Source organism: Streptococcus vulneris (assembly GCF_019218685.1).
Taxonomy (GTDB): domain Bacteria; phylum Bacillota; class Bacilli; order Lactobacillales; family Streptococcaceae; genus Streptococcus; species Streptococcus vulneris.
The window spans coordinates 13132-34813 of record NZ_JAHUZC010000014.1 but is presented as its reverse complement, the minus strand read 5'-3'; the positions used below and the strand labels follow the sequence as shown (position 1 = coordinate 34813).

Below are 21682 nucleotides of genomic sequence, written 5' to 3'. Positions count from 1 at the left end.
AAAAATTTAGTTGTTTCTTGTTTACTTGTTCCTTGACAATTGAATAGAGCATGTGAGATAATATAGGGGAATTGAAAAGTAGTTCCAATGGAACACAAATCCCCTAGTACCGCAAATACCAGGGGATTTTTTTGTGGGCTGGACACTAACGTTTGTCCTTGTCCTGCTTGCTATCCAGCCAGTCGCTGATCAATTTAGTTGCTAAATTGACTAAGAGCGGGGCAAGGATAAGTGTGAAAAGTAATTCCAATGGGGCTCACCTCCTTTCAGAGGCTATATCGTTAGTGCCGTAAAATATTATACCACATTTCTAATTCAGCCTGTCAAAGGTTTCTTTTGACAACTGAAAATAGATGTGAGATAATATAGGGGAAGTGAAGATGTAGTCTACTATAACTACAAAAAAAGCCCCTGCTGATAACCACAAAAGCAAGGGCTTTTTCTAGTCTACGCTAGAAAGGTGGGTTAGTCGCTATTTCTTGTTTAGCCATTTTTCGATGACTATCAGGACGATACCGACCACCAAGGGTAGAATAATATTTGTGAAGATGTAATCTACCATAGGCTCCACCTCCCTTCTAAGGCAGATGTGCCGTCACTATTATATCACATGCTCTATCAGTTAGATAGGGCATTTTTTATTTTTGGAAAAAGGAGGAACGTGCCGATGGTAAGTATTCTTAAAAAATTAGAACAAGAAAAAGCCCACCTTGAAAAAATCATTAAGGTAGTCAGCGCTGGTGGTAAATTTCTGAGATTGCCATATCAAAAAAAGTCACGCTCGATTAGTGAGAATCTGAAATTGATTTCTCAAAATCTTGATAAATTGAGCGAGCGAGTTCAACAAACCACGAATCAGCATTCATGATTTCAAGATGACGAAAGAAACCTGTTTTGGTTTCCAGTTCGGAATCGTGTGCATAACGTAATATTTCTCTAGCAAAGATGGTTTCAAAATCAAAATCTTTACCATCATCGTAGATGTCGCGTTTGCTTGCTTTAAGTAAATATTCTTTAAAAGTCATAAGGTTAACTCCTTTCTGCTTATATTATAGCAGAAAAAGAAGAAAGAAAAAGAAAGGAGAAAATATGCCAGATATCGCAAAAGGTCGCGAAAGAGTTAATGCTTTCTTGAAAGAGAAAGGCATTAAAAAAGCAACTCTAGCAGTAGCTTACGGCTTTAAGCGACAGGAAGTGACAAATATTCTAAGTGGAACGACAAAAGGTCCACGAGCGAACAGTTTCATTCTTCAGGTTATTGAAGATTATGGAATTGAGTAGCACAAAAAAAGCACCTAACAGAAGTCAGGCGCTAATCAAAATAACTAACTGAATTATATCACGAAAGGAGCAAAAATGGAAGCAGTTGAAATTGTAAGAATTAAAGATGTGATCATTGAAAAAGTTTCAGCCAATGATGAAGAATTGGAACACATCTTTGGATGCTCGAAACGGCAAGCGGGAGACATGAGACGCGAGATGAAGAAGCTACCTAGCCAACAGAAGCATCTTAGGAATGATGGCCAGCTCGTCACGATTAAAGGTTTTGACGAATATCTGCAATATCGTGGGACTCAAGCTTGGAAAAAAGAAATGGTGAAAAGCAAGAAAATGAGGTCGGTCGGATGAATTTTTTAACAAAAATAAAAAACTGGTTGGCAAAAGAAATAAATACTGACTGGAGAATCGTAGCTTTGGATTTAAACAGAGCATTGATTGACCTTCAAGAAAAATACCAACAAGCAAATCAGCGTATAGCAGATCTTGAAAATATTGTGGCGATTTATGAAGAAAAGGAGGAAGCGAGATGATGGAGTACATTTACCTGGTAACAATCGTAGGAATCATCCTGTGGTCACTAGTAAATAAACTAGATGATCACGCTGAAATGAAGCAGAAAGAACGCCAGCTGATGGCAAGCAATATTGCACGCATGAATCTGAGAAATTCAGATAAGCAATTTACGTACGACGTGCAACCGCCGGAAGGGTTGAAATAAGGAGGAGAAACATGACACAAGCTGAGCGAATCAGGGAATATTATAGAGAGCACCCTACTGCCTCATGTGATGAAGTAGCTGAGGTTGTCGGAACAACAAAAAGCAACGTAAGTGCAAACCTGGCCAAAGACATCAAGGCAGGCAGATGCGTTCGCTTAGAAGATAAGTCATACGACTACTCGCCTTACTATAACCATACACAGGCACTCACTGAGTTGGTTGATTGGAAGAATGATACTAGACGTGAGTGGGTGGATATGCTGACAAGAGCAGCAGAGAAAGAAACCGATAGCAACGTTATGCGTTTGCTAATCAAAGAAGCAAATAAACTAATGAAAGAGGTGACTAAATAATGGCTAGTTTATACGAACTAACAGGTCAGTTCCTGACAATTTATCAAATGGATATTGATGACGAAACAAAAGCAGACACGCTTGAGGCTATCGATTGGCAAGAACAATTTGAACAGAAAGCGGAAGGGTATGCTCATGTTATCAAGAATCTAGAAGCCGACGTGGCCATGTACAAGGCTGAGGAAGAGAGCTTCAAAGCGAAGAAACAGGCGGCACAGAAAAAGCTGGATTATGTCAAGGATAACATTATGACAGCTATGAATGTCACGGGGCAAACCGAGGTCAAGAGTGGTGCCCTGATTATAAAAATTGCTAAAAATCCAGAATCAGTCAAGGTCAACGAAGATGACCTTCCGAAAAAATATTTTACAAAAAAAGTGACGCTTGCGCCGGACAAAAAAACACTCAAAGAGTTGCTTAAATCTGGCAAGAAAGTCAAAGGAGCCGAGCTCATTAGAACGGAAAAGTTGGTGATTAAGTAATGGAATTGATGAATAAAACACGAGTAACAGATTCACTAGCAGTTGTGATTGGACCAGAATCAATTGAAGTGCTTGTTACTGAAGGTTTTCTATTTGATGTTGCGATTCGTTTTGTGAAAGTAGACGAAACGAATCTTGATCAGGGAAATGAAAAGCCGGTGTTTACTCCGGAGTACAAGCTGGTCACAGTCGCTAAATACAAAGAAAAACCTATCTTTGAATCGGAAGAAGATATTCGAAGATTCGAAAAACAAGCAAAAGAAGTTAAATCGTTATTTGCCTTTGCAAAGGTAAATAAACAAAATTGGTTTAACACGGCCCTTTATCCAGGTGTTCTGACGGAGAAAGTTGGTGTCTGATGAAAATTTTAGCTATTGATCCAGGTAGTGCCAAAGCGGCAAAAAGTACGCATGGGATCGTACTATTGGATAATGCAAAGTTAGTTGATCATTGGGTTGTACCATCAGCCAAAATCGAGAGTACGCGCAAGTGGTTTGAAGAAGTGGGCCGATTTTTAAAACCTGATATCGTAGTCATTGAAAAGTTTGAAGCGCGTGACAATGATAAATCAAAGGATAATTCGGTTCTTGAGAATATCGCCTTGCTTCAAATTCTTTTTCCTGGCTCTGTTCTCCAGCGAAATGCTGGCTATCAATCCGATATTCCAAACGAACTTTTAAAACTTTTGGGATTATGGAAGTTTAGTAAGAGTCATCATCAAGATGTACGTGCAGCCGCCCGACTCGGGTTATTCTGGGCTATGCGAAATGATGTAGAGGAGGTGGTTCAAGATATTGGGAAAATTGCAACTGAGAAAATGGCAAGCTGAGGCGGTTAAGCGTAGCGATATGCTGACGAATGGAATCTTTCTTGAGGCTTTAGGAGGCAGAGGCAAAACAATCTGCGCCCTAGCGATCGCCAAACATAGAAAAGCGAAAAGAATCATTATCACGAATAATCGACTAGCAATTCTGAATGGTTGGATAGATGCAGTCAAGTTTATGAATTTTGACAAAGATGTTGAGATTATCATTCAAACAGACAGGTATCTTCAAAATCTAATCAAAAAAGGTCATAAATTAGCCTGTGATGTGCTGATAATAGATGAGTGGCAGAATATGTCGAGTGATAAGCAAGTGGCCTTATATTGCAAAATAAAGCGTAAATACACAATAGGTCTTTCAGCGACTCCAATCAGGAAGAAAGGCCAGAATTTCTACCCGCTAGAAAAAATCGTTTTCGGGTGGGCAACCCCAAATAATAAATTTGACTGGCAAAAAACTCACGGAAGAATGGTCTATGATCCGTTTAGTTACTCAAAAGAGAAGTGGGAAGATTTCAGGAATTATGAAAGTTATATCTCAAACTTGCCGAACTTCTTCCGCTGGGAAGACATTGAAAAGATTGAGAATGCCACTGAAAATAACGGTTTTGAAACCAAGTTCTATCCAGTCACAGTTAAAGCTGGAAATCCTGAGAAATTAGCTGAGTTTAGGCAGCTTAACCTGGTCACTGTTGGAGACAAGACGGCTATGGCCAAACAGTCCTTTGGTCGCAAGACCTTTGAGAAGTACCTAAATCAAACTGGTGTAACCGTGGATTTTCCAAAACTGAAGCCAGTTAATGCAGATACCCCTCTCATGCTCAAGCTGGACGGATTGATTGAGAGGACACCCCATGAAATGCTGATTGTCAGTAAGTCTAAGCAGATTGTCAACGTCATTCGCGAGCGCCATCCTGAAATTGGAATCTGGACGGGAGATATCCAAGAAGGGCTTGATAAGAAAATCGTGGTTGCTACTAGTCAAGTTTTGGGTGTAGGAGTTGATGGTTTACAGCATAAATATCAAACAGTTGTCGTGCTGGATCCGGTAGATAAATCTTCTGGTGAATATGATGACTATCGTCAATTGTTGTGGCGCGTGACTGGTTCACGGCAGCAGCATGATGTGAATATTATTGAATTTTATTATAAAGAAAGTTAAAAAAAGAGGAAAACAAAATGAATAAAACAACTGAAATGATCGTATTTCGTAGCCGTAAAACTGGAGAATTTCTTAAATCTTACAAGGACAGAAGTTCTTTGGCGTTTGAAGCTGACTTTTGCTGTTTGGAACATTGTTTGAAGCTTCCTCGTAAAAAATACGAAGACAACAAAAAGACTTACAAGACTCTTGCTGCAGCTTTTGACTGTGAAATTGTCGTAGTTGAAGCGGAATACAAATTGACCTATCCGAACGGATCAGAAGTTGAACCTATCAAGCGTGACCGTTCATCAATCGAGGACATGATTAAGTACATTATTGGAGGGCTTCTCTAATGGCATTTACACTTCCAGCAAATAAACCACGAGTGCCAGTGGATACTCCAAGAAATTTCTTTTTCTATGGTGCCACAATGAGCGGAAAATCTTACCTGGCCAACGAATTTCCAAATCCAATCATTTTGAACACAGATGGAAACGCTAGTGCAAATAGTGTTCCAGCAATCCAACTTGTCAACGAAAAGGACAAGAACGGTCATATCACAAAATCAGTGATTGAGCAATTGAGTGAAATCTTACTAGCTCTTCAAACTCAGAAACACACTTATGAAACAGTTGTAGTCGATGTTATTGATGATGTGATAGACATGATTAAAATTGCTGTTTGTGGCGAATTTGAAGTCAAGTCGCTATCCGAAATCGGTTACGGTAAAGGCTATGATTATTTTAACCAGGCTTTGACAGAATTGGTTATTGATCTTAAAGCTCTACCGATGAATGTTATCTATATCAGTCGTGAAATCACTGAATACAATGACGATGGAAAAGCAGTTAAGACTTTACCAAGTTTACGTGAAAAGTACGTCAATCTCATCAATGGAAACTCAGATTTGATGATTCGGACTGAAAAACTTGGCAACAATTACAACCGGGAAGTAATCCGCAAACGTAAAACTTACAAATCTGATCAGATTGACGATAAAGCAATTTTGAAGATTTTGCAGACAATTGACGGTGCTGTTATCATGACAGAAAAGAAAGCCACAAAAGCAAGTAAATCTAAACAAGCAGAAGTTTCAAAGCAAGCTACTTCTGATGATGACGAAATTTTTTAAGAAATAAAGGAGAACAAACATGAGTTTATTAGATATCGCAAAACAATTAAAGGCCAATGGTTATGACCCACGCAAAGATAAGGTTAACAACGGGAATCAACATTTACCAGGCGGAGAATATCCAGTTGTCTTGACTGGAGTAGAAGCACGCATTGCTGAAAGTAAGTGGGAATCTATCAACTATGCCTTTGAAGTTCGTGACCCAGAAAGTCCATTCAACGGCCGTACTCAATATGTCGGCATGGGGACACTGGATACCTGGAAGAAGGACGGTAAGACAATGGACCTTACTAACCTTGTTGAAACAACCGTTAAATTCTTCCAAAAAGCACTTGAATTGGCTGATGATAAAATGAAAGCATCAGACCTTGAAGATAACAAGAGCATGGAAGATGCCCTCAAACGTAAAGCGGTTGGTACAAAATTCGTTCTTGTGATTGGCGAATTTACTAAGCGTGATAAGTCAACAGGCTACAACTACGATTTGGAAGAATACCAGTTTGGTAAAACTGAAAGTGTTCCAGAAATTGATGATGATGACCTCCCTTTCTAAAAAATAGCAAGTTTTGGGTCATTGATGAAACAAACAGTGACCTAGGACCATTCAAAACTTTTGAAGAAGCCTACGCGCACATGTTGAACCATCTGAAAATGTCAGAAGAAGAGTATCAGATGGACTACATGGCCCAGGAACTTGTTTACATTTACAAAGAGGAGAAAAAAACATGCCGTCGATGAAAGAATATGCTTTACAGTATCAGAAATTAGGATTTGGTGTCATTCCAATGAACCCCAAAAGCAAAGCTCCTCTCATGGCATTTGCTGACCAGCCGAAGTTGACTCCTGAACAGATAGAAGAAGCTTGGACCAAGTGGCCTAATGCAAATATAGCTTTGAGGACAATTGATTTCTTCGTTATTGACATTGACAAGCATGGTAAGTCCAACGGCTTTGAGTCTTTGAAAAAGTGGGAATACTTAAAACTGATTGAGCCAACTCTACAAGCTAAAACTGCAAGTGGTGGGAAACATCTATTCTATTTCAAAAGAGAGGATGAACCTATCACACAGATGATTGGATTTTTGCCTGGGGTTGATATCAAGGCGCACGAGAATAACTATATCCTTGTCGCACCATCTGCCACAGATAAAGGGCAGTATGAGTGGGATCTGGAAAAGTCTAAGGAAGGTGGCACGATGGTTACTCCTTCAAAAGAATTAATCCAGGCTATAAAAAAACAGTATGGCAAAACTCATGGCTATAAGTATGATGGTAAGGATGGTCTTAGGGATTTAGCTAGACGTTCACATACTAGAGATCGAACACAGACTACAGATCTCTTTGAAACCATTGCCCTTGGTTTTGGTGATGAGGGTGGACGAAATGACAAACTAGCAAAGTTTGTAGGTGGTCTCTTATATCGTGCAGTCGACGATGGTGTAGTTGTTCAATTAGCAAGACTAGCAAATGCAAATAGTCAAAATCCTTTGCCTGAAAAGGAAATGATGCGTACTGTTGAAAGTATGATTAAAAAAGATAGGAGGTGAGAGTAATCGGTGATGTAGTAAGTATAAATTCACAAGATAAAATGATTACAAATGCAAAAGGCGACATCAAAGCAAACAGCCCGATGAATGTACTCGTGGCGTTTAAAGCTGATGATCAACTAAGTATTTATTTAAAACATAATGATTTCTCTCAGGAACATGAACTCCTTAAAGACATCAAGATCGGCAACACTCTTTTTAAAAAAGGTGAGCTTCCTTCTAACTTTGATTCAGTCGTAAAAGTTTATTTTGAGAGTGTATTAGGTGTTGCTTTCTCAAACCAAGCGATGCTTGATGGTATGGAGACCTTCTTCTCAGAAAGATCCTACAATCCAGTTATTGAGTATATGGAGAAAGCAGCTGAAAAGTGGGATGGCAGAAACCGGATTGACCGCATGCTTCAAGTATATCTTGGCGCTGAAGATAACCCTTTAATTTCTAAAATTGCTCAAATGTGGCTAATTGGTGCAGTTGCTAAGGTCTATGAACCCTACGTAAAATTTGACTATGTTCTGGATTTGGTTGGTGGCCAAGGAGTCGGGAAAACATCCCTCCTTCAAAAATTGGGCGGCGAATGGTATACGGATGCCGTAACAGATTTCTCTAATAAAGATAATTACGACATTATGTTAAAGAGTCTAATCGTCAACGATGATGAAATGGTGGCCAGTAATAGGATGAGCTTTGCAGAAACTAAGGCCTTTATTTCTAAAACCAGCCTACGTTATCGTAAGCCATATATGAAACGAACAGAAGAATTTGCCAAGAACTTCATTTTAGCTAGGACTACTAATCAAACAGAATACCTCAAGGACAAAACCGGTGAACGTCGATTTCTCCCGATTATGGCAGATAGCAAGAAACAAAAAAAACATCCAATGGAAATCGAGCCTGATACAATCGAACAAATTTGGGGCGAAGCCGTTACAATCTATCGCGCTGGGGCTGATTTGATGTTTGATGAAAATACAGAGGATGAATTGAATATCTACCGTGAACAATTCATGTATCGTGATGAAGTTGAGTTACAAGTGCTTGAATATCTTGATATGCCCGTCCCTGAAAATTGGCAAAACTGGTCTATTCAGCAACAACATCAATACACAAGTAAATATTTTGATAATAGTAGCGACTTTGAACCTGGTATCAAAAAACTAGATAAGGTCTCGACTCGTGAAATGATGTACAACTTATTTATGAGGAATTCGAATGATAGGAAACTTTCGACAAAGATAAACATGATCATGGATAATCATCCTGATTGGAAAAAAAGTGTTTTTCGGGCAGGCGGTAAAAGTACAAAAGGGTTCGTAAGAGTGAAAGATTCGGAAAAATCTAATCGGTAGCAATTAAAAAATTATCGGTAGTCATCGGTAGCAGTTGAGGGGGTAGATCGGTAGCATTCTACCGATAACATGAGACATCGGTAGCACATCGGTAGCAGTCTAACCCCTTGATATTACTGACTTTTATTTAATATTTATATATAATGCTACCTATCTACCTATATTTTTAAAAAAAGTATATAAAATAATAGTAATAATAGAGAAAGCCTATAAAATAGGGATTCTTAAAAAAACTTTTTACTTTTTAGAATTTATCGGTAGCACGGTAGCAGTTAAGAAAAAGAGGTAAAAATGTCATACACAGTAACATTATTTTTTGACAACATGGTAGACGAAACTCACTTCTTTAAGAAAGAGGGTGATGCTGCCAAATGCAAGGCTCAGCTCGAGAGCAAGTATCGAGGTGATCGAATGTATAAAGTAAAGATGGAGGAGATGGAGTAATGAGTTATGATTTGGAAATCTTAGCGAAAATAGAGAGTGGAGATTATATTTGTATTGCTGAACCTAAATACAGTTCTCCGACATACAATCTCGGGAAGATGTTTAGAATTGCTATGGATTGGGATTTTGACCAAGACACTACGTACAACATCGCTGATGTGTTAGATAACATTCAACGCGGCATCTCTGAATTAGAACGGTACCCTGAAAAATATATACAGTATGAACCTGAAAATAGATGGGGAACAGTTAGCGGTGCATTGAAGGTTTTAAAGTCGCTGAAAGAGTGTATTTTAGAACAAGATATTGATACGAAATATTTATATATGAGGTGGTAATGTGAAACGATTCATTACAGTATGTATCCTCGTCTCTGCTGGACTAAATATCTGGCAGAGTATCCATATTAAGAAATTAGAAGAAAAGCGTCCAATTATCGTCTATAAAGCTGATAATCAAGGCGCAGAAATTAAAGGTAAGGTTGTTCACAAGGAGAAAATAGGTGAACTCTACACGATCACAATACAGAACTACGGCATTTTCGTAGTCACACAAACAAGCTACGAAACATTGAGGATTGGAGACGAGGTGAGATTATGAAACTAAGACTTAGGGCGTGGTATGTGTTAGCAGAAGAAATGATTGACGAAATACTGATGATTTCATTTATCAGAAAAGAAATCATAGGGAAGTTTAGTAATGGCTATATATCTGTTCCGTTAAAATTCGAAGACAAGCGAAACGGAGAGGATGTTATCCTCATGCAATCAACAGGTCTTTTTGACAGAAATAGCAAGGAAATATTTGAAGGGGATATTATTACAAATGGTAAAGATGTTATTTGTATGGAGAGACATAACACGCTAGGCTTTTACGTGGAACAAAAAGGTAAGATTGAATTTATTGCAGACTGTGCAGTTTTAGAGGAATTTGAAGAGGATGCTAAAGAGATTGCTGATAGCCTCGAAATCATTGGCAACATCTACGAAAACCCTGAACTTTTGGAGGTAAATCATGACACTATTCGATGAAGTACAGCAACTTAGCTCAGAAAGCCATGCTAAATGGTTTGAGCGTTACTTCAAGAAACACGATTTAGAGCAGAAAATAAAAGCATCTGCTCAGCAAGGATATACAGGTCATCTGATAGGTGTACTATCAGTCAAAGATGAGTATACTAGACGTCGCTTGGATAATGAGAAAACGTTGGAGTTATTACGAGAGGTGTTAGGACCAGGTTTCAGAGTTAGACACAAGATATATCGCTCACGAAATATTTTGACAGGTGACACTTACATTTCTGATAAGAAAATTTATATATCTTGGGAGTAAAAAAAGCCAAGACACTCTCTGCCTCAGCTAAATTCCTAATAAGACTATTATATCACAAAGGAGACAGAGAGTGAACAAGGCTAAAGAGCTATTAAAAGAATTACAAGACCTTGACATGGACATCCAAAGCCGTATAGATGAAATCAAAGAACTTGAGGCTGGTTTGCTCTCAAGTCCTAAGTGGTCAGATGTCAAAGTCAAAGGTGGACAAACTAGAAAAGTTGATGACGTCTATACTCAGCTTGTTGTGATGAAAGAGGCTATAGAACAGGATACTAAAGAGGTTATCAACAGAAAGCTTGAATTAGGTAGAATGATCAATAGGCTTAAAAATCCAAAACATAGAACTATTTTGAGAAAGACCTACATCAATAAGATGTACGTTGATGACATCTGTGACAGCATGGGGGGCATGAGTTCCCCTACTTACTATCGTTTGAAGAAACAAGCAGTGAAGGAACTTGATAGTATTCTTTCAGAAATGATAGTAAATGATAGTAACTGTACAGGCATGAAGTATAAAATCTGTTAGAATGGTAGTATAAGGAATTGAAAAGAGAGGTCTCAGAATTGGTAGATGGTTACCTGAAATCAGGGTGTCGTAAAGGGCATTGAGGGTTCGAGTCCCTCCCTCTCCTTTGAGTATTTTGTGTCCCAGAATGGGGTAGGCAGTAGGCTTAGTATTCATACATCACTCATTAACTTATTAGAAGGTCGGCAGTAGCGACCAGACCTTGCATGATTGCGTAGCTAATTATATTCCGGATAAGTTATAAGCTAGAGGGTTTGATTCCTTCAGAGGTTTTAAATGACTACAAAAAAATAAAAAAAGAAAGTATTTCAAAAAATATTCTTAATTAACAAGCAAGTCTGTAGTCTACTTGCACTAAGTCACTCTTTGAGTGGCTTTTTATTTTGTCGAAAGGAGGTAGTCCATGAGTGGATAGATTAACCCCAAAACAAGAGCTATTTGTCCAAGGGATAATCTCAGGACTATCTCAAAGACAAGCGTATAGGCAAGCCTATCCATCTGCTAATAAATGGCGAGACAACGTCGTTGATAATAAGGCTAGTGAGCTATTAAAGAATGGTGAGGTTTTGGTTAGGTATCGTGAATTACTCAAACAGTTCTCAAACATGTCTCTATGGTCCAGAGAGCAGGCTTTTAACGAGTATGAATGGCTCAAAAATAAGGCTAGGGCAAGCATAGAGAACGACGGCATCAGACAAGCTAATTCTAACGCTTTTCTTTCAGCTTTGGACGGCATGAATAACATGGCTTTTCATGATTTGGAGCTTGCTGATGAAAAATTAAGACTTGAAATTGATAATCTCAAGGCTCAGTTAGGCTCTAATGATGAGGACGATACAGTCATTACTGGATTTACATTTGATAGGAGTGAGTATAATGGCAATACTGAACCTAGCGAAACTGATTAACCCAGTATTTGATGAAGTCCTCTACACACTCAAGAGCCACATAGTGCTCAAGGGTGGACGTGCCTCTACTAAGTCCTCTGTGGTATCCATCGACCTGGTAAATGATTTTATTAATGATCCTATGGGTAATGTGGTAGTCTTGCGAAAAGTAGGTAAGTACTTGAGGATGTCAGTGTATGAACAGATAAGATGGGCCATCTATGAGATGGGGCTAGCTAATCAGTTCAAGTTTGGGAAATCTCCCTTACAGATTACACATAAGAAGACAGGCACAGCCTTTTATTTCTACGGTGTAGACGATCCAATGAAACTCAAATCCCAGAAGATAGCCAAAGGCTATGTAATGTCTGTTTGGTTTGAGGAACTTGCTGAATTTGCAGGCCGTGAGGACATTGATATAGTTGAGGATACTTTCATCCGTCAAGAGCTACCGAATGGCAAAGAGGTCAAAGTCTATTTCACATACAACCCTCCGAGAAATCCCTATGACTGGATAAATGAGTGGGTTGCTGAGAAAGCTAGTGACCCAACTTACATGATACATCACAGCACCTACCTTGATGATAAGCTAGGTTTTTTGTCTAAACAGATGATTGAGAAGATTGAGCGCTATAAAGAGACTGATCCTGACTACTATAGATGGATGTATCTAGGTGAGGTAATCGGTTTAGGTAATCATGTCTATAACATGAGCTATTTTAAGCCACTAGAAAGCCTCCCAGATGATGACAAAGTGATAGGCATATCATTTGCCCTAGATACAGGACACCAACAGTCAGCAACGGCCTGTGGAGCTTACGGCCTCACTGCCAAGGGTAATGTTATCTTACTTGATACGTTCTACTATAGTCCAGCTGGTAAGACCATCAAAAAGGCGCCTAGTGAGCTCTCTGTGATGATACATGACTTTATAGACAAGGTCATGAAGACTTACAGAGTACCTAAATTAAAAATGACTATTGATAGTGCGGAGGGAGCTTTGAGAAACCAATATTTCAAAGACTATAGTGAGCGCTGGCACCCTGTGGCTAAGAAGAAAAACCAGACCATGATAGACATGGTTATTAGCTTACTAGCTGAGGGGCGTTTCTACTACCTTGATACAGAAAATAACAAGGTATTCATAGAGGAGCATAAGATGTACCGCTATGATGACAAGTCACTTAATACTGATGATCCAAAAGTCATCAAGGAAGATGACCACACGGTGGACGAGTTCAAGTATTTTGTCCTAGACAACGCTAGAGAGCTAAGACTAAAAGCCTAAAGGAGCTAACAATGGGAATAGTACAGACTATCAAGAATTTTTTCACAAGGAGCAAGTATGTGATGACGACACAGAACTTAACGAATATCACTGATCACCCTAAAATAGCAGTGTCATCCGCAGAGTATGACCGCATTAGGGAAAATCTCAAGTATTATGCAGGGCATTATCCACAGATTGAGTACATTGACAGTAACGGAACACCTCAAAAACGAGCTTTCAACCATCTACCTATTGGACGTACAGCAGCCAAGAAGATTGCAAGCCTAGTGTTTAATGAGCAGGCTGAAATCAAGCTAGATGACAAAGACGCTAATAAATTCATTCAGAAACAGCTACAAGATGATAGATTTGTCAAGAACTTTGAGCGTTACTTAGAGAGTGGTTTGGCGCTGGGGGGCTTGGCTATGAGGCCATACGTCGATAGAGACAAGGTAAGAGTCTCTTTCATTCAAGCGCCTGTCTTTTTGCCTTTGCAAAACAACACACAGGACGTATCTAGTGCTGCTATTATAACTAAGACAATCAAGTCAGAGGGTAACAAGCAGAAATTTTACACGCTGATTGAGTTGCATGAGTGGGGCAAAGATGATAAGTACACGGTTACTAACGAGCTCTACAAGTCTGATAATCAGAACGTGGTAGGCTCTAGGGTTCCTCTATCAGACCTCTATGAGGATCTTGAGGAAGTGGTAGACCTGAATGGCTTGAGCCGTCCGCTCTTTACTTACTTGAAAACTCCAGGAATGAACAATAAAGACATTAACTCAGCCCTCGGGCTGTCTATCTTTGACAATGCTAAGACTACAATGGACTTTCTTAACACGACTTATGATGAGTTCATGTGGGAGATTAAGATGGGGCAGCGCAGAGTGGCCGTGCCTAGTCAAATGATTAAAGTTGAGTACAATCAAGAGGGCGAGAATGTCACAGTCAAGCGTGAGTTTGAGGCTGGGCGTAACGTTTATGAACAAATCGACTCAGGGGATATGGACAAGGGGATAGGTATTACCGACCTTACAACGCCAATCCGATCAGATGACTATATCAAGGCTATCAATAAGATCCTAGCAATCTTTGAAATGCAGATAGGAGTATCTTCTGGCACGTTCACCTTTGACGGTAAGAGCTTAAAGACAGCTACTGAGGTTGTCAGCGAGAATTCAGACACTTATCAGATGAGAAACAGCATTGTCAGCTTAGTAGAGCAGTCTTTGAAAGAGCTCATTATCTCAATGTTAGAACTAGGCAAAGCCTACGGTCTTTATAAGGGGAGTATCCCTGACATGGAGAAAATCAGCATTAACCTTGATGATGGAGTTTTTACAGACCGAAATGCAGAGCTGGACTACTGGGTTAAAGTTGTAAATGCAGGTTTTGCCACGGATGTCATGGCCATTGAGAAAGTTTTGAATGTGACTCCTGAAAAAGCTAAACAAATCAAAGCTGAAATCAGTGGCAATGCTATTGACGAGGCAAGCGGAGAGCGTAGTCCTGATGATGTAGAAGTTTACGGAGAGTGATTAGATGGCTGATGACAAGAAGAAACCAATCAAGCTAAATGATGAGCAGTTAATGCTTGACGCCAGTAACGTTGCAGACATCTATCATCAGCTAACTCTTGAACTCTTTGACCAGGTAATAGATCGTATCAAAGAGCGTGGCTCTGCTAGCCTTGATGATAACCCTTATATTTGGCAACTTGAGAAAATGAATGAGATGGGCCTACTCAATGAGGACAATGTCAAGCTCATTTCTGACCGCTCAGGGATTGCTGAGGAACAGCTTAGGCATGTTATCCAAAATGAGGGCTACAAAATCTATAAAGACACCAAACAACAGCTTTTAGAGGCGGCTGGTGGAGGTGGTTTTGCTGGTAACTCTATCATTCAGACCAATCTAGCTGCTTATGTCAATCAGGCTATGGGAGATATAGACAACCTCATCAATACCACACTGCCAATGAGTGTGAGAAAGGTATATCAGTCCATAGTCCAGGAGAGCGTGGCCAAGGTTGTCACAGGCCTCACTACCTCAGACAAGGCTATCTCTGATACAGTCATGAAATGGGCTAAAAAAGGCTTTTACGGCTTTACGGATAGCCAAGGAAAACATTGGAAAGCTGACACATACGCTAGGCAAGTCATTAAATCGACGGCTTGGCGTGTCTATCGTGAGGTCAGAATGGCTCCAGCTGAGGAATTGGGGATAGATACCTTTTACTATCACAAAAAGGCCACAGCAAGAGAGATGTGCGCTCCTTTGCAGCATCAGATAGTAACTACTGGAGTTGCTAGGACGGAAAAAGGGGAGCGTATTTTAGCATTATCGGACTATGGTTATGGCTACGCTTGGGGCTGTCAGGGTATTAACTGTACTCATGAGATGACGCCGTTCATTCCAGGGGCTAACTACAAGCCTGATTTGCCTGACGAGTTAAGAGACTTGACTCCAGAGCAAGCGATAGAAAACGCAAACGTACAGGCCAAACAGAGAGCCCTGGAGCGTTCTATCAGACAGTCTAAGGAATTTCTACACGTTGCAGAGAAACTAGGTGACCAGGAGCTGATAAGTAAGTATAAGAGCAAGGTTAGGATCCAACAGGGAGCCATGAGAGACTATCTCAAACAGCACCCTTTCCTACATCGTGATTATGCTAGAGAGAAATACTATGATGACCCTTATACCAAAGCTAAGAAAGAGGTTAAGGTCAGAAAAGAACTTGAAAAGCTGGAAAAACACAGAGCAGAACAAAAAGAAATGCGTGAGAAGTTTAATTCAGCTGTTAAAAGTGGTATAATTAAGACGGAAATCAATAACGAGCATTTTGAAAACCACATTAGAGGCACTAAGGGATATGAGAAATATCTCCAGAAGAACTTAGAAAAAGGAGCACCTCCACCAAGCTATCTGACAATCACTAAAGAAGAATGTCAGGCACTAGTTGATAGGTATGCTGGAACAGGACAGTTCAAGTATGATCCAAAATCAACCAAAATGCAGGAAATTATCTCACAAAATAAACCTATAGGAACCTATATAGATCCTAGAACTGGTGAAGTCGTTGAGAATACTACTGATTTTCGTATTCATTACAGTAAAACAGGCTCACATATTGTGCCAACTATCAAAGGGAAAGGAGACCGTAAATGAGTAAACAACTTTGGAACTACCTACGCTCAAGAGTTCAGGTAGTAAATAGTGACGGTGAAGTCATCAAAGGGCTTGTCACAGATTTTATTGACGAAATGGACAATGATGAGCAAGATGAAATCACTATCCTCATTGACAATCCTAGCCCTGATGAACCGACTGAGATTTCTCTCTTTGAGAGTCAGATTATTTCAATTAAAGCAATCTCATAGCGCTTAGAACAATCTAGGCGCTTTTTTCATGCAATAAATTGCTATAAACCACTATAAACCGAATGGAAATCCATACGGTTTTTTATTTTGCCCTGGAGCATGGCGTAAAACTGTCTTAATTTGTCCATGTGACGTAAAAAAGGAGGAGTTAAGACATGAGTCTTAAACGTGAAATGTTAGTTGAGGCAGGTATCGAGGACAAGGCTGTCATTGACAATATTATGCAAGCGTACGGTGCAGGTATTGAAAATGCCAAGTCACAAGCCAAGTCGGAACTACAAGCCGAAAACGACACATTAAAACAACAGCTTGAGCAACAAACCCAAGCTATCAATGATTTACAGGCCAAAGAGGGAGCTAGCGCTGAAAGCGAACAACAGCTTGAAGAACTAAAGGCCCAATTTGACCAGTACAAGCTAGATAGTGAGGCAAACCTTGCTCAGGTCACTAAAACAAACGCTGTAGCCCTTGCTTTAAAAGACGTAGGAGCTTACAACTCAGAGGATTTGATGAAATTCATTGACCTAGAAAAAATCGAGCTAGGAGAAGATGGAAAACCTCAACTAGAGGACACAATCAACTCACTCAAAGAGTCAAGCCCTTACCTATTCCAAGCTGAGGACAAGCAGCCTAACCCTAATATCTCTGTGCACGGAAATCCACCAGCAGAAACTGGATACGATCATCTAAGCGCAGAGGAAAAAGCCCTATTTGCAGGCTTTGATAGCGTATAAAACCAAAAATAAAGAAAAGAGGAATATTACACATGGCAGTAAATTACGCAGCTAAATTTGAGGAAAAAGTAGATGAGCGCTTTGCTAAAGAGGCCCTGTCTAATGGTATTGTTAACCAAGATTTTGATTTTCTTGGAGTTGACACCGTCAAGGTCTACTCTATCCCAACATCAGGAATGAATGACTACAAGACAACTGGGCAAAATCGCTACGGTGACGCTGAGGAACTTGGAAATACAGTTCAAACTATGACAATGAAGAAAGACCGCTCTTTCACATTCACGATTGACAAGAAATCTGAACAGGACACAAATGGTGTCATGGAGGCTGGAAAAGCCCTTGCACGTCAGTTGTCAGAAGTCGTTATCCCAGAGGTAGACACTTACCGTTTTGCAACAATCGTAGCTGGTGCAGATACAGATCATATCGCTACTGGTTCAGTAACTAAAACAAATGCCTACGAGCTTGTACTTGATGGTCAGGTTAAACTAACTGACGCCTTCGTCCCAACAGCTGGTCGCATCTTGCATGTATCTCCTAAATTCTACAAACTCATCAAGCTTGACCCAACTTTTGTGAAAAATTCTGACCTTGGCCAAGAGATCACTATCAAGGGTCAAGTAGGTATGATTGACGGCTTACCAGTAGTTTTGACACCTACATCACGATTGCCACAAAATGTAGAGTTTATTATTGCTCATCCTGTGGCTACTCCATCTCCTATTAAGTTGGAAGACTACAAGATCCACGATAACCCACCAGGAATTAACGGCAAGCTCGTTGAGGGTCGTATCCGTTACGACGCTTTTGTTCTTGACAACAAGAAGAAAGCTATCTACGTTCACAAATCAGCTTAGTGAAAGGGGATAAAAATGAACGATTCTAACATTGAAGAGACTTTGGTTGTATCTAAAGAAACTGAAGAGGAGCCAGAAGTAAAAGATCCAAAAACATTGAAAAAAGATGGAGTAACGTTTACTCTATCTGACCCGATTATGATTTCAGCCTTTGAAAATCAAGGATACGAAGTGGAGGAATAAAATAAATGGCTACATTTAAAGCTAAAACAAACTTTTTTATGGCAAAAACAGGGCAGCAGTTTGATGCAAATAATGCGTATGAAATGACAGTTGCTGAAGCGGATGAAATTAATAGACAGACACTTGCGGAATATGGAGACAACTGGCTAGAAGAAATCGAGCAAGTTGTCCCATCTCAAGAACCAACTTCAGATGTAATCCCAGGGCTTTCTGAGAATCCAGATTATTTAATTTAAGGCGGTAAAGTCATGACCTACTTAACAAAAGATGAATTTAAGGACTTTGGTTTTGATGAAGTTGAGGAGTTTGAAAAGCTACTAAAGAGGGCAGAGATTGCTATCAACCTCTTTCTTAACAATTTCTACAGTTTTGTAGACTTTGAAAAAGAGATTGAGCACAGAAAGCAAGCTGTCAAACTGGCTACGGCTTTCCAGGTAGCATATTTGGACGCTAGTGGGATCACTACGGCTGATGATAAGCAATCAGTCTCTACTGTGGTTCTAGGGCGCACTCATATCACCTACCAAAACTCATCTAGCCAGTCTTTAGAGAGTGCTAGGTATAACTTATCACTTGACGCCTTGAATACTCTGAAATCGGTAGGATTTGGCTTTAGGGGGGTAGGTTATGACAGACATTGATAAACGGTTATTGATTGATACTGTAACAATTCAGAAAACCACAGGAGAAAAAGACGGATGGGGTAAAGAAGTATTTGAGAGCCCAGTGACCCTTAGAACTGTTAGGTTTGACAGACAGTATCAAGTCAAAGGTACGAAGAACAACCGTAAAGAGTCCAAGCCTAGTACGTTATTTGTGTACCCTAAATATTGCCCAATCGTCTTAGACAAGACCTTTGAAAATGCCATTATCAACGACGGAGAACGTGAGTACAGAGTGACCTCTGTGGTTCCTGTCAGTTATCCACACAAACAAAAAGTATTTTGCTATGAGGTGGAGTGTATCTGATGGGGACTAGCGTATCTGTAAAAGTTGACCTAAAAGGCATAGAGAGAAAAGTATCCCCACAGGCACTAGCTAAGGGGAAGTTAGCTATCGCTAATCAAATGTTGACTGATTTTACCCATTTTATCCCTCGAAAAAGTGGTGAACTTAGTGGAAGTGGCCAAGCAACCAAAGACGGAGTTAAATATCCTGGACCTTATGCTAGAGCTCAATTTTACGGCTCAAGCTACAACAAGGTTAGGACATTTGTCTTTAGTAAATACACCACGCCTGGAACAGGTAAGCGGTGGGACTTGAAAGCCTCGGCTTTACATTCTGCTAATTGGGGGAAAGTCGGACTAAGAGCAATGGGAGTGAAAACATGAATAACAATGATTTTTCAGAAGTCCTCAGGGATTTCATCAACACACTAAACCTCCCTCTGGCTTGTAAGCTAGATTACTTATCAGAGAGGGAGGATTTAGTCCTTTATCCTTTGCCAGGTGGGAAGATTTTAACAGAGTACATGAACGGTAAGCAGGATATTAGCCTTGTCTTTGAGGTGGCAATCAAAACGACTGATCACCAGAAGACAAGCTCTATCCTGTGGGCCATCAATCATGCTCTCGCTGATTTTAATCTGGAACTACCTAGCAAAAATAATTCATATCAATTCAGAGGCCTTGAAGTTTCACAGCCATTCCTAAATGACCGTGATGAGCAAGGCTTTTATATTTACATGTTAGATGTAACGGCAAAACTTGAAACAAATGGAGGAAACTAAATGCCAAAAATGAAAAACGCCAAACGCAAACACTTTCTTGCGCCATGGTTACCAACAGCACCAGCTACTGAGCCAGGTAATGACGCCTGGAAATGGCTTGCGGACGGAGTAAAAACCGCCGAGGCTGAAAATGACGAGGATACAGATGACATTGCATACTACAACGGCGACGGCACCAAAAAAACTGTAGTGACGTCTGTTAAGAGTGGTTACAGTTTTGAGGGCGATTACATCAAAGAGGATGAAGCTCAGGCAATTGTTGCAGCTATGCGCTTTAAAACTGGAGATGACCGTAATGTCTGGTTTAAAGTGGTAGACGCTGATGGCAAAACTCAATATGTCGGAGTCGCTACTGTCTCAGGTATCCAAATTGGAGGCGGAGATGCGTCTGAGTATGAGACCTTTAAGTGCACTATCAGCTGGAATGTAGCGCCTAAACAGTCTGCTGTAGTCGGTTGATGATTTGATCTAGGGGAGTGAACAGGCTCCCCTTTTTATTTTTGATTTTAAAAATTAGTAGGAGAGAAAACAAATGGTAGTAATTAAGAAACGTGACAATGTCATCCCTGTTGATTTCGGAGAGTTCAAGCTTGAATTTGTAGCCAATGACAAAAACATCCACAAAATGGAGTCAGTTGGTAAAAAGCTCAAAAAAGACGGCGAAAAACTAGCCAACACAGAAGACAGTAAGGCCTTTGAAACGTTACAAGACTTAGTCAAAGACTCTTGGACAGAACTGTTTGACAAAGACGCTTATAACAAGGTCTATGATTTCTCTAACGGCTCGACTGTCGATACTATGGCTTACTTGCTTGAGGTTATCACTGGGGTCATTGAAGAATGGGAAAAACGCAACAATACAGATGCCCTCAAAAAATATCTAGGTGACTGACATGCTGGACCTATCAAGGAAATTGACAGATGAGTTAGTCCTTGGTGGTGATGTGTATCCAATGAATATCGCTTTTAACAAGGTTTTGAAAGTGGTGGAGCTGATCAATGATGATGACATTGAGGAACTTTACAAGCCTTTCCTGGCTATTCAAATCTTGACTGGTGTAGATTTTACTCAGGCTTTGACGCCTGAACAAGCTACAGCAATCTTTAAGATGATATTTGAGGAGCATATCAGAATTATTCCAGCTAAAGACACAGCACCAGTGCTAGATTTGGCAGGGAACCCAATCAAAAGCAAGATACGCTCTAGGAGCCAATCTGAGGGCGGAGATCGTCTCTTTAGCTTGAAGTACGACGCTGAGTATATTTACTCATCATTTCTCCAGGCTTACGGAATTGACCTAATAGACGCTCAGAACAGCCTACACTGGAAGAAGTTCAACGCTTTACTCAATGGCCTGCCTAGTGATACTAAATTTGCTGAGGTGCTAAAAATACGCTCTTACAAGCCTCAAAAGGGAGATAGTAAGCAGTATAAGAAGAACATGAGGGAACTCAAAAAAGAGTATGCTCTACCTGATGAATTTGACTACTAATTTTAGAAAGGA

38 protein-coding genes and 1 tRNA gene are annotated in these 21682 nt (G+C 40.0%); 37 read left to right on the top strand and 2 right to left on the bottom strand.

Annotated elements, in window-relative coordinates; translation table 11 throughout:
- Positions 1-472: 472 nt before the first annotated feature.
- Positions 473-562 carry a type I addiction module toxin, Fst family gene (locus KUA57_RS08825; protein WP_001810072.1) on the bottom strand — a complete coding sequence of 30 codons (90 nt, stop codon included), beginning with the start codon at positions 560-562 and terminating at the stop codon, positions 473-475.
- A 223-nt stretch (positions 563-785) separates the two neighbouring features.
- A complete protein-coding gene (locus tag KUA57_RS08820; RefSeq protein WP_000142893.1) occupies positions 786-1025 on the bottom strand; it encodes a hypothetical protein in 240 nt (79 codons plus the stop codon).
- A 64-nt stretch (positions 1026-1089) separates the two neighbouring features.
- Here KUA57_RS08820 and KUA57_RS08815 point away from each other — a divergent pair, with 64 nt between their 5' ends.
- From KUA57_RS08815 to KUA57_RS08635, 37 genes are all read left to right on the top strand, one after another.
- Complete coding sequence (locus tag KUA57_RS08815) at positions 1090-1281, top strand: DNA-binding protein (protein ID WP_125410970.1); 192 nt, start codon at positions 1090-1092, stop codon at positions 1279-1281.
- 75 nt (positions 1282-1356) lie between these two features.
- Positions 1357-1629: a hypothetical protein gene (locus tag KUA57_RS08810; RefSeq protein WP_054380428.1), complete on the top strand. Its 273-nt coding sequence runs from the start codon at positions 1357-1359 to the stop codon at positions 1627-1629.
- Positions 1626-1811: a hypothetical protein gene (locus KUA57_RS08805; RefSeq protein ID WP_218494099.1), complete on the top strand. Its 186-nt coding sequence runs from the start codon at positions 1626-1628 to the stop codon at positions 1809-1811. Before KUA57_RS08810 ends, KUA57_RS08805 begins: the two co-directional genes overlap by 4 nt.
- Positions 1808-1999, top strand: a complete 192-nt coding sequence (locus tag KUA57_RS08800) for a hypothetical protein (RefSeq protein ID WP_218494098.1) — start codon at positions 1808-1810, stop codon at positions 1997-1999. The genes KUA57_RS08805 and KUA57_RS08800 overlap by 4 nt, the downstream gene beginning before the upstream one ends.
- A gap of 11 nt (positions 2000-2010) precedes the next feature.
- Positions 2011-2352 (top strand): hypothetical protein, encoded by a 342-nt coding sequence (locus KUA57_RS08795; RefSeq protein ID WP_218494097.1) that lies wholly within the window; start codon positions 2011-2013, stop codon positions 2350-2352.
- The gene (locus KUA57_RS08790) at positions 2352-2834 is read left to right on the top strand and encodes a siphovirus Gp157 family protein (RefSeq protein WP_218494096.1); all 483 of its coding nucleotides are present in this window, start codon (positions 2352-2354) and stop codon (positions 2832-2834) included. Before KUA57_RS08795 ends, KUA57_RS08790 begins: the two co-directional genes overlap by 1 nt.
- The gene (locus tag KUA57_RS08785) at positions 2834-3193 is read left to right on the top strand and encodes a hypothetical protein (RefSeq protein WP_218494095.1); all 360 of its coding nucleotides are present in this window, start codon (positions 2834-2836) and stop codon (positions 3191-3193) included. The genes KUA57_RS08790 and KUA57_RS08785 overlap by 1 nt, the downstream gene beginning before the upstream one ends.
- Positions 3193-3663 (top strand): hypothetical protein, encoded by a 471-nt coding sequence (locus KUA57_RS08780; RefSeq protein WP_138030995.1) that lies wholly within the window; start codon positions 3193-3195, stop codon positions 3661-3663. Before KUA57_RS08785 ends, KUA57_RS08780 begins: the two co-directional genes overlap by 1 nt.
- A gap of 19 nt (positions 3664-3682) precedes the next feature.
- Positions 3683-4819, top strand: a complete 1137-nt coding sequence (locus KUA57_RS08775; protein WP_218494101.1) for a DEAD/DEAH box helicase family protein — start codon at positions 3683-3685, stop codon at positions 4817-4819.
- Between the two features lie 17 nt (positions 4820-4836).
- A complete protein-coding gene (locus KUA57_RS08770) occupies positions 4837-5154 on the top strand; it encodes a hypothetical protein (protein ID WP_218494094.1) in 318 nt (105 codons plus the stop codon).
- Complete coding sequence (locus tag KUA57_RS08765) at positions 5154-5933, top strand: AAA family ATPase (protein ID WP_218494093.1); 780 nt, start codon at positions 5154-5156, stop codon at positions 5931-5933. Before KUA57_RS08770 ends, KUA57_RS08765 begins: the two co-directional genes overlap by 1 nt.
- Before the next feature lie 19 nt (positions 5934-5952).
- Positions 5953-6486, top strand: a complete 534-nt coding sequence (locus KUA57_RS08760) for a hypothetical protein (protein WP_218494092.1) — start codon at positions 5953-5955, stop codon at positions 6484-6486.
- A gap of 172 nt (positions 6487-6658) precedes the next feature.
- Positions 6659-7480 (top strand): bifunctional DNA primase/polymerase, encoded by an 822-nt coding sequence (locus KUA57_RS08755; RefSeq protein ID WP_218494091.1) that lies wholly within the window; start codon positions 6659-6661, stop codon positions 7478-7480.
- Positions 7481-7521: 41 nt separating this feature from the next.
- Complete coding sequence (locus KUA57_RS08750; RefSeq protein ID WP_218494100.1) at positions 7522-8826, top strand: virulence-associated E family protein; 1305 nt, start codon at positions 7522-7524, stop codon at positions 8824-8826.
- Positions 8827-9117: 291 nt separating this feature from the next.
- Positions 9118-9270, top strand: a complete 153-nt coding sequence (locus KUA57_RS08745; RefSeq protein WP_218494090.1) for a DUF7204 family protein — start codon at positions 9118-9120, stop codon at positions 9268-9270.
- The gene (locus tag KUA57_RS08740; protein ID WP_218494089.1) at positions 9270-9608 is read left to right on the top strand and encodes a hypothetical protein; all 339 of its coding nucleotides are present in this window, start codon (positions 9270-9272) and stop codon (positions 9606-9608) included. Before KUA57_RS08745 ends, KUA57_RS08740 begins: the two co-directional genes overlap by 1 nt.
- A 1-nt stretch (position 9609) precedes the next feature.
- Positions 9610-9870: a DUF1372 family protein gene (locus KUA57_RS08735; protein WP_218494088.1), complete on the top strand. Its 261-nt coding sequence runs from the start codon at positions 9610-9612 to the stop codon at positions 9868-9870.
- Positions 9867-10301: a YopX family protein gene (locus tag KUA57_RS08730; RefSeq protein WP_218494087.1), complete on the top strand. Its 435-nt coding sequence runs from the start codon at positions 9867-9869 to the stop codon at positions 10299-10301. The genes KUA57_RS08735 and KUA57_RS08730 overlap by 4 nt, the downstream gene beginning before the upstream one ends.
- A complete protein-coding gene (locus KUA57_RS08725; RefSeq protein WP_049488112.1) occupies positions 10285-10602 on the top strand; it encodes a hypothetical protein in 318 nt (105 codons plus the stop codon). The genes KUA57_RS08730 and KUA57_RS08725 overlap by 17 nt, the downstream gene beginning before the upstream one ends.
- 70 nt (positions 10603-10672) lie before the next feature.
- Positions 10673-11134, top strand: coding sequence for a DUF1492 domain-containing protein (locus KUA57_RS08720; RefSeq protein ID WP_218494086.1), 462 nt, complete (start codon positions 10673-10675; stop codon positions 11132-11134).
- A 24-nt stretch (positions 11135-11158) separates the two neighbouring features.
- A tRNA-OTHER gene (locus KUA57_RS08715) sits at positions 11159-11240 on the top strand.
- A gap of 301 nt (positions 11241-11541) precedes the next feature.
- Positions 11542-12042, top strand: a complete 501-nt coding sequence (locus tag KUA57_RS08710; RefSeq protein WP_218494085.1) for a terminase small subunit — start codon at positions 11542-11544, stop codon at positions 12040-12042.
- The gene (locus tag KUA57_RS08705; protein ID WP_218494084.1) at positions 12011-13309 is read left to right on the top strand and encodes a PBSX family phage terminase large subunit; all 1299 of its coding nucleotides are present in this window, start codon (positions 12011-12013) and stop codon (positions 13307-13309) included. The genes KUA57_RS08710 and KUA57_RS08705 overlap by 32 nt, the downstream gene beginning before the upstream one ends.
- Before the next feature lie 11 nt (positions 13310-13320).
- A complete protein-coding gene (locus KUA57_RS08700) occupies positions 13321-14832 on the top strand; it encodes a phage portal protein (RefSeq protein ID WP_284691261.1) in 1512 nt (503 codons plus the stop codon).
- A gap of 4 nt (positions 14833-14836) precedes the next feature.
- On the top strand, positions 14837-16462 hold the full coding sequence (locus KUA57_RS08695; protein WP_218494082.1) for a phage minor capsid protein: 1626 nt from the start codon (positions 14837-14839) through the stop codon (positions 16460-16462).
- Complete coding sequence (locus tag KUA57_RS08690) at positions 16459-16674, top strand: hypothetical protein (protein ID WP_049488120.1); 216 nt, start codon at positions 16459-16461, stop codon at positions 16672-16674. Before KUA57_RS08695 ends, KUA57_RS08690 begins: the two co-directional genes overlap by 4 nt.
- 155 nt (positions 16675-16829) lie before the next feature.
- On the top strand, positions 16830-17408 hold the full coding sequence (locus tag KUA57_RS08685; RefSeq protein WP_218494081.1) for a phage scaffolding protein: 579 nt from the start codon (positions 16830-16832) through the stop codon (positions 17406-17408).
- Positions 17409-17440: 32 nt separating this feature from the next.
- Positions 17441-18265, top strand: coding sequence for a major capsid protein (locus KUA57_RS08680; RefSeq protein WP_218494080.1), 825 nt, complete (start codon positions 17441-17443; stop codon positions 18263-18265).
- A 15-nt stretch (positions 18266-18280) separates the two neighbouring features.
- Positions 18281-18448, top strand: a complete 168-nt coding sequence (locus KUA57_RS08675; protein ID WP_158086161.1) for a hypothetical protein — start codon at positions 18281-18283, stop codon at positions 18446-18448.
- Between the two features lie 5 nt (positions 18449-18453).
- On the top strand, positions 18454-18684 hold the full coding sequence (locus KUA57_RS08670) for a hypothetical protein (RefSeq protein ID WP_084862268.1): 231 nt from the start codon (positions 18454-18456) through the stop codon (positions 18682-18684).
- Positions 18685-18696: 12 nt separating this feature from the next.
- On the top strand, positions 18697-19089 hold the full coding sequence (locus KUA57_RS08665) for a hypothetical protein (RefSeq protein WP_049511150.1): 393 nt from the start codon (positions 18697-18699) through the stop codon (positions 19087-19089).
- Complete coding sequence (locus tag KUA57_RS08660) at positions 19076-19417, top strand: putative minor capsid protein (protein WP_049488130.1); 342 nt, start codon at positions 19076-19078, stop codon at positions 19415-19417. Before KUA57_RS08665 ends, KUA57_RS08660 begins: the two co-directional genes overlap by 14 nt.
- Positions 19417-19779, top strand: a complete 363-nt coding sequence (locus tag KUA57_RS08655) for a minor capsid protein (protein ID WP_218494079.1) — start codon at positions 19417-19419, stop codon at positions 19777-19779. The genes KUA57_RS08660 and KUA57_RS08655 overlap by 1 nt, the downstream gene beginning before the upstream one ends.
- Entirely contained in the window at positions 19776-20177 is a 402-nt protein-coding gene (locus KUA57_RS08650) for a minor capsid protein (protein WP_070478169.1), read from the top strand. The genes KUA57_RS08655 and KUA57_RS08650 overlap by 4 nt, the downstream gene beginning before the upstream one ends.
- The gene (locus KUA57_RS08645; protein ID WP_070478170.1) at positions 20178-20636 is read left to right on the top strand and encodes a phage tail tube protein; all 459 of its coding nucleotides are present in this window, start codon (positions 20178-20180) and stop codon (positions 20634-20636) included.
- A gap of 73 nt (positions 20637-20709) precedes the next feature.
- Positions 20710-21069: a hypothetical protein gene (locus KUA57_RS08640; RefSeq protein ID WP_218494078.1), complete on the top strand. Its 360-nt coding sequence runs from the start codon at positions 20710-20712 to the stop codon at positions 21067-21069.
- Between the two features lies 1 nt (position 21070).
- Positions 21071-21670, top strand: coding sequence for a Gp15 family bacteriophage protein (locus tag KUA57_RS08635; RefSeq protein WP_218494077.1), 600 nt, complete (start codon positions 21071-21073; stop codon positions 21668-21670).
- Positions 21671-21682 lie beyond the last annotated feature (12 nt).

Coding starts and splice junctions, on each gene's coding strand:
- KUA57_RS08825 (WP_001810072.1), bottom strand. CDS start 562: ATGGTAGATTACATCTTCACAAATATTATTCTACCCTTGGTGGTCGGT.
- KUA57_RS08820 (WP_000142893.1), bottom strand. CDS start 1,025: ATGACTTTTAAAGAATATTTACTTAAAGCAAGCAAACGCGACATCTAC.
- KUA57_RS08815 (WP_125410970.1), top strand. CDS start 1,090: ATGCCAGATATCGCAAAAGGTCGCGAAAGAGTTAATGCTTTCTTGAAA.
- KUA57_RS08810 (WP_054380428.1), top strand. CDS start 1,357: ATGGAAGCAGTTGAAATTGTAAGAATTAAAGATGTGATCATTGAAAAA.
- KUA57_RS08805 (WP_218494099.1), top strand. CDS start 1,626: ATGAATTTTTTAACAAAAATAAAAAACTGGTTGGCAAAAGAAATAAAT.
- KUA57_RS08800 (WP_218494098.1), top strand. CDS start 1,808: ATGATGGAGTACATTTACCTGGTAACAATCGTAGGAATCATCCTGTGG.
- KUA57_RS08795 (WP_218494097.1), top strand. CDS start 2,011: ATGACACAAGCTGAGCGAATCAGGGAATATTATAGAGAGCACCCTACT.
- KUA57_RS08790 (WP_218494096.1), top strand. CDS start 2,352: ATGGCTAGTTTATACGAACTAACAGGTCAGTTCCTGACAATTTATCAA.
- KUA57_RS08785 (WP_218494095.1), top strand. CDS start 2,834: ATGGAATTGATGAATAAAACACGAGTAACAGATTCACTAGCAGTTGTG.
- KUA57_RS08780 (WP_138030995.1), top strand. CDS start 3,193: ATGAAAATTTTAGCTATTGATCCAGGTAGTGCCAAAGCGGCAAAAAGT.
- KUA57_RS08775 (WP_218494101.1), top strand. CDS start 3,683: ATGCTGACGAATGGAATCTTTCTTGAGGCTTTAGGAGGCAGAGGCAAA.
- KUA57_RS08770 (WP_218494094.1), top strand. CDS start 4,837: ATGAATAAAACAACTGAAATGATCGTATTTCGTAGCCGTAAAACTGGA.
- KUA57_RS08765 (WP_218494093.1), top strand. CDS start 5,154: ATGGCATTTACACTTCCAGCAAATAAACCACGAGTGCCAGTGGATACT.
- KUA57_RS08760 (WP_218494092.1), top strand. CDS start 5,953: ATGAGTTTATTAGATATCGCAAAACAATTAAAGGCCAATGGTTATGAC.
- KUA57_RS08755 (WP_218494091.1), top strand. CDS start 6,659: ATGCCGTCGATGAAAGAATATGCTTTACAGTATCAGAAATTAGGATTT.
- KUA57_RS08750 (WP_218494100.1), top strand. CDS start 7,522: ATGATTACAAATGCAAAAGGCGACATCAAAGCAAACAGCCCGATGAAT.
- KUA57_RS08745 (WP_218494090.1), top strand. CDS start 9,118: ATGTCATACACAGTAACATTATTTTTTGACAACATGGTAGACGAAACT.
- KUA57_RS08740 (WP_218494089.1), top strand. CDS start 9,270: ATGAGTTATGATTTGGAAATCTTAGCGAAAATAGAGAGTGGAGATTAT.
- KUA57_RS08730 (WP_218494087.1), top strand. CDS start 9,867: ATGAAACTAAGACTTAGGGCGTGGTATGTGTTAGCAGAAGAAATGATT.
- KUA57_RS08725 (WP_049488112.1), top strand. CDS start 10,285: ATGACACTATTCGATGAAGTACAGCAACTTAGCTCAGAAAGCCATGCT.
- KUA57_RS08705 (WP_218494084.1), top strand. CDS start 12,011: ATGGCAATACTGAACCTAGCGAAACTGATTAACCCAGTATTTGATGAA.
- KUA57_RS08700 (WP_284691261.1), top strand. CDS start 13,321: ATGGGAATAGTACAGACTATCAAGAATTTTTTCACAAGGAGCAAGTAT.
- KUA57_RS08695 (WP_218494082.1), top strand. CDS start 14,837: ATGGCTGATGACAAGAAGAAACCAATCAAGCTAAATGATGAGCAGTTA.
- KUA57_RS08690 (WP_049488120.1), top strand. CDS start 16,459: ATGAGTAAACAACTTTGGAACTACCTACGCTCAAGAGTTCAGGTAGTA.
- KUA57_RS08685 (WP_218494081.1), top strand. CDS start 16,830: ATGAGTCTTAAACGTGAAATGTTAGTTGAGGCAGGTATCGAGGACAAG.
- KUA57_RS08680 (WP_218494080.1), top strand. CDS start 17,441: ATGGCAGTAAATTACGCAGCTAAATTTGAGGAAAAAGTAGATGAGCGC.
- KUA57_RS08675 (WP_158086161.1), top strand. CDS start 18,281: ATGAACGATTCTAACATTGAAGAGACTTTGGTTGTATCTAAAGAAACT.
- KUA57_RS08670 (WP_084862268.1), top strand. CDS start 18,454: ATGGCTACATTTAAAGCTAAAACAAACTTTTTTATGGCAAAAACAGGG.
- KUA57_RS08665 (WP_049511150.1), top strand. CDS start 18,697: ATGACCTACTTAACAAAAGATGAATTTAAGGACTTTGGTTTTGATGAA.
- KUA57_RS08660 (WP_049488130.1), top strand. CDS start 19,076: ATGACAGACATTGATAAACGGTTATTGATTGATACTGTAACAATTCAG.
- KUA57_RS08655 (WP_218494079.1), top strand. CDS start 19,417: ATGGGGACTAGCGTATCTGTAAAAGTTGACCTAAAAGGCATAGAGAGA.
- KUA57_RS08650 (WP_070478169.1), top strand. CDS start 19,776: ATGAATAACAATGATTTTTCAGAAGTCCTCAGGGATTTCATCAACACA.
- KUA57_RS08645 (WP_070478170.1), top strand. CDS start 20,178: ATGCCAAAAATGAAAAACGCCAAACGCAAACACTTTCTTGCGCCATGG.
- KUA57_RS08640 (WP_218494078.1), top strand. CDS start 20,710: ATGGTAGTAATTAAGAAACGTGACAATGTCATCCCTGTTGATTTCGGA.
- KUA57_RS08635 (WP_218494077.1), top strand. CDS start 21,071: ATGCTGGACCTATCAAGGAAATTGACAGATGAGTTAGTCCTTGGTGGT.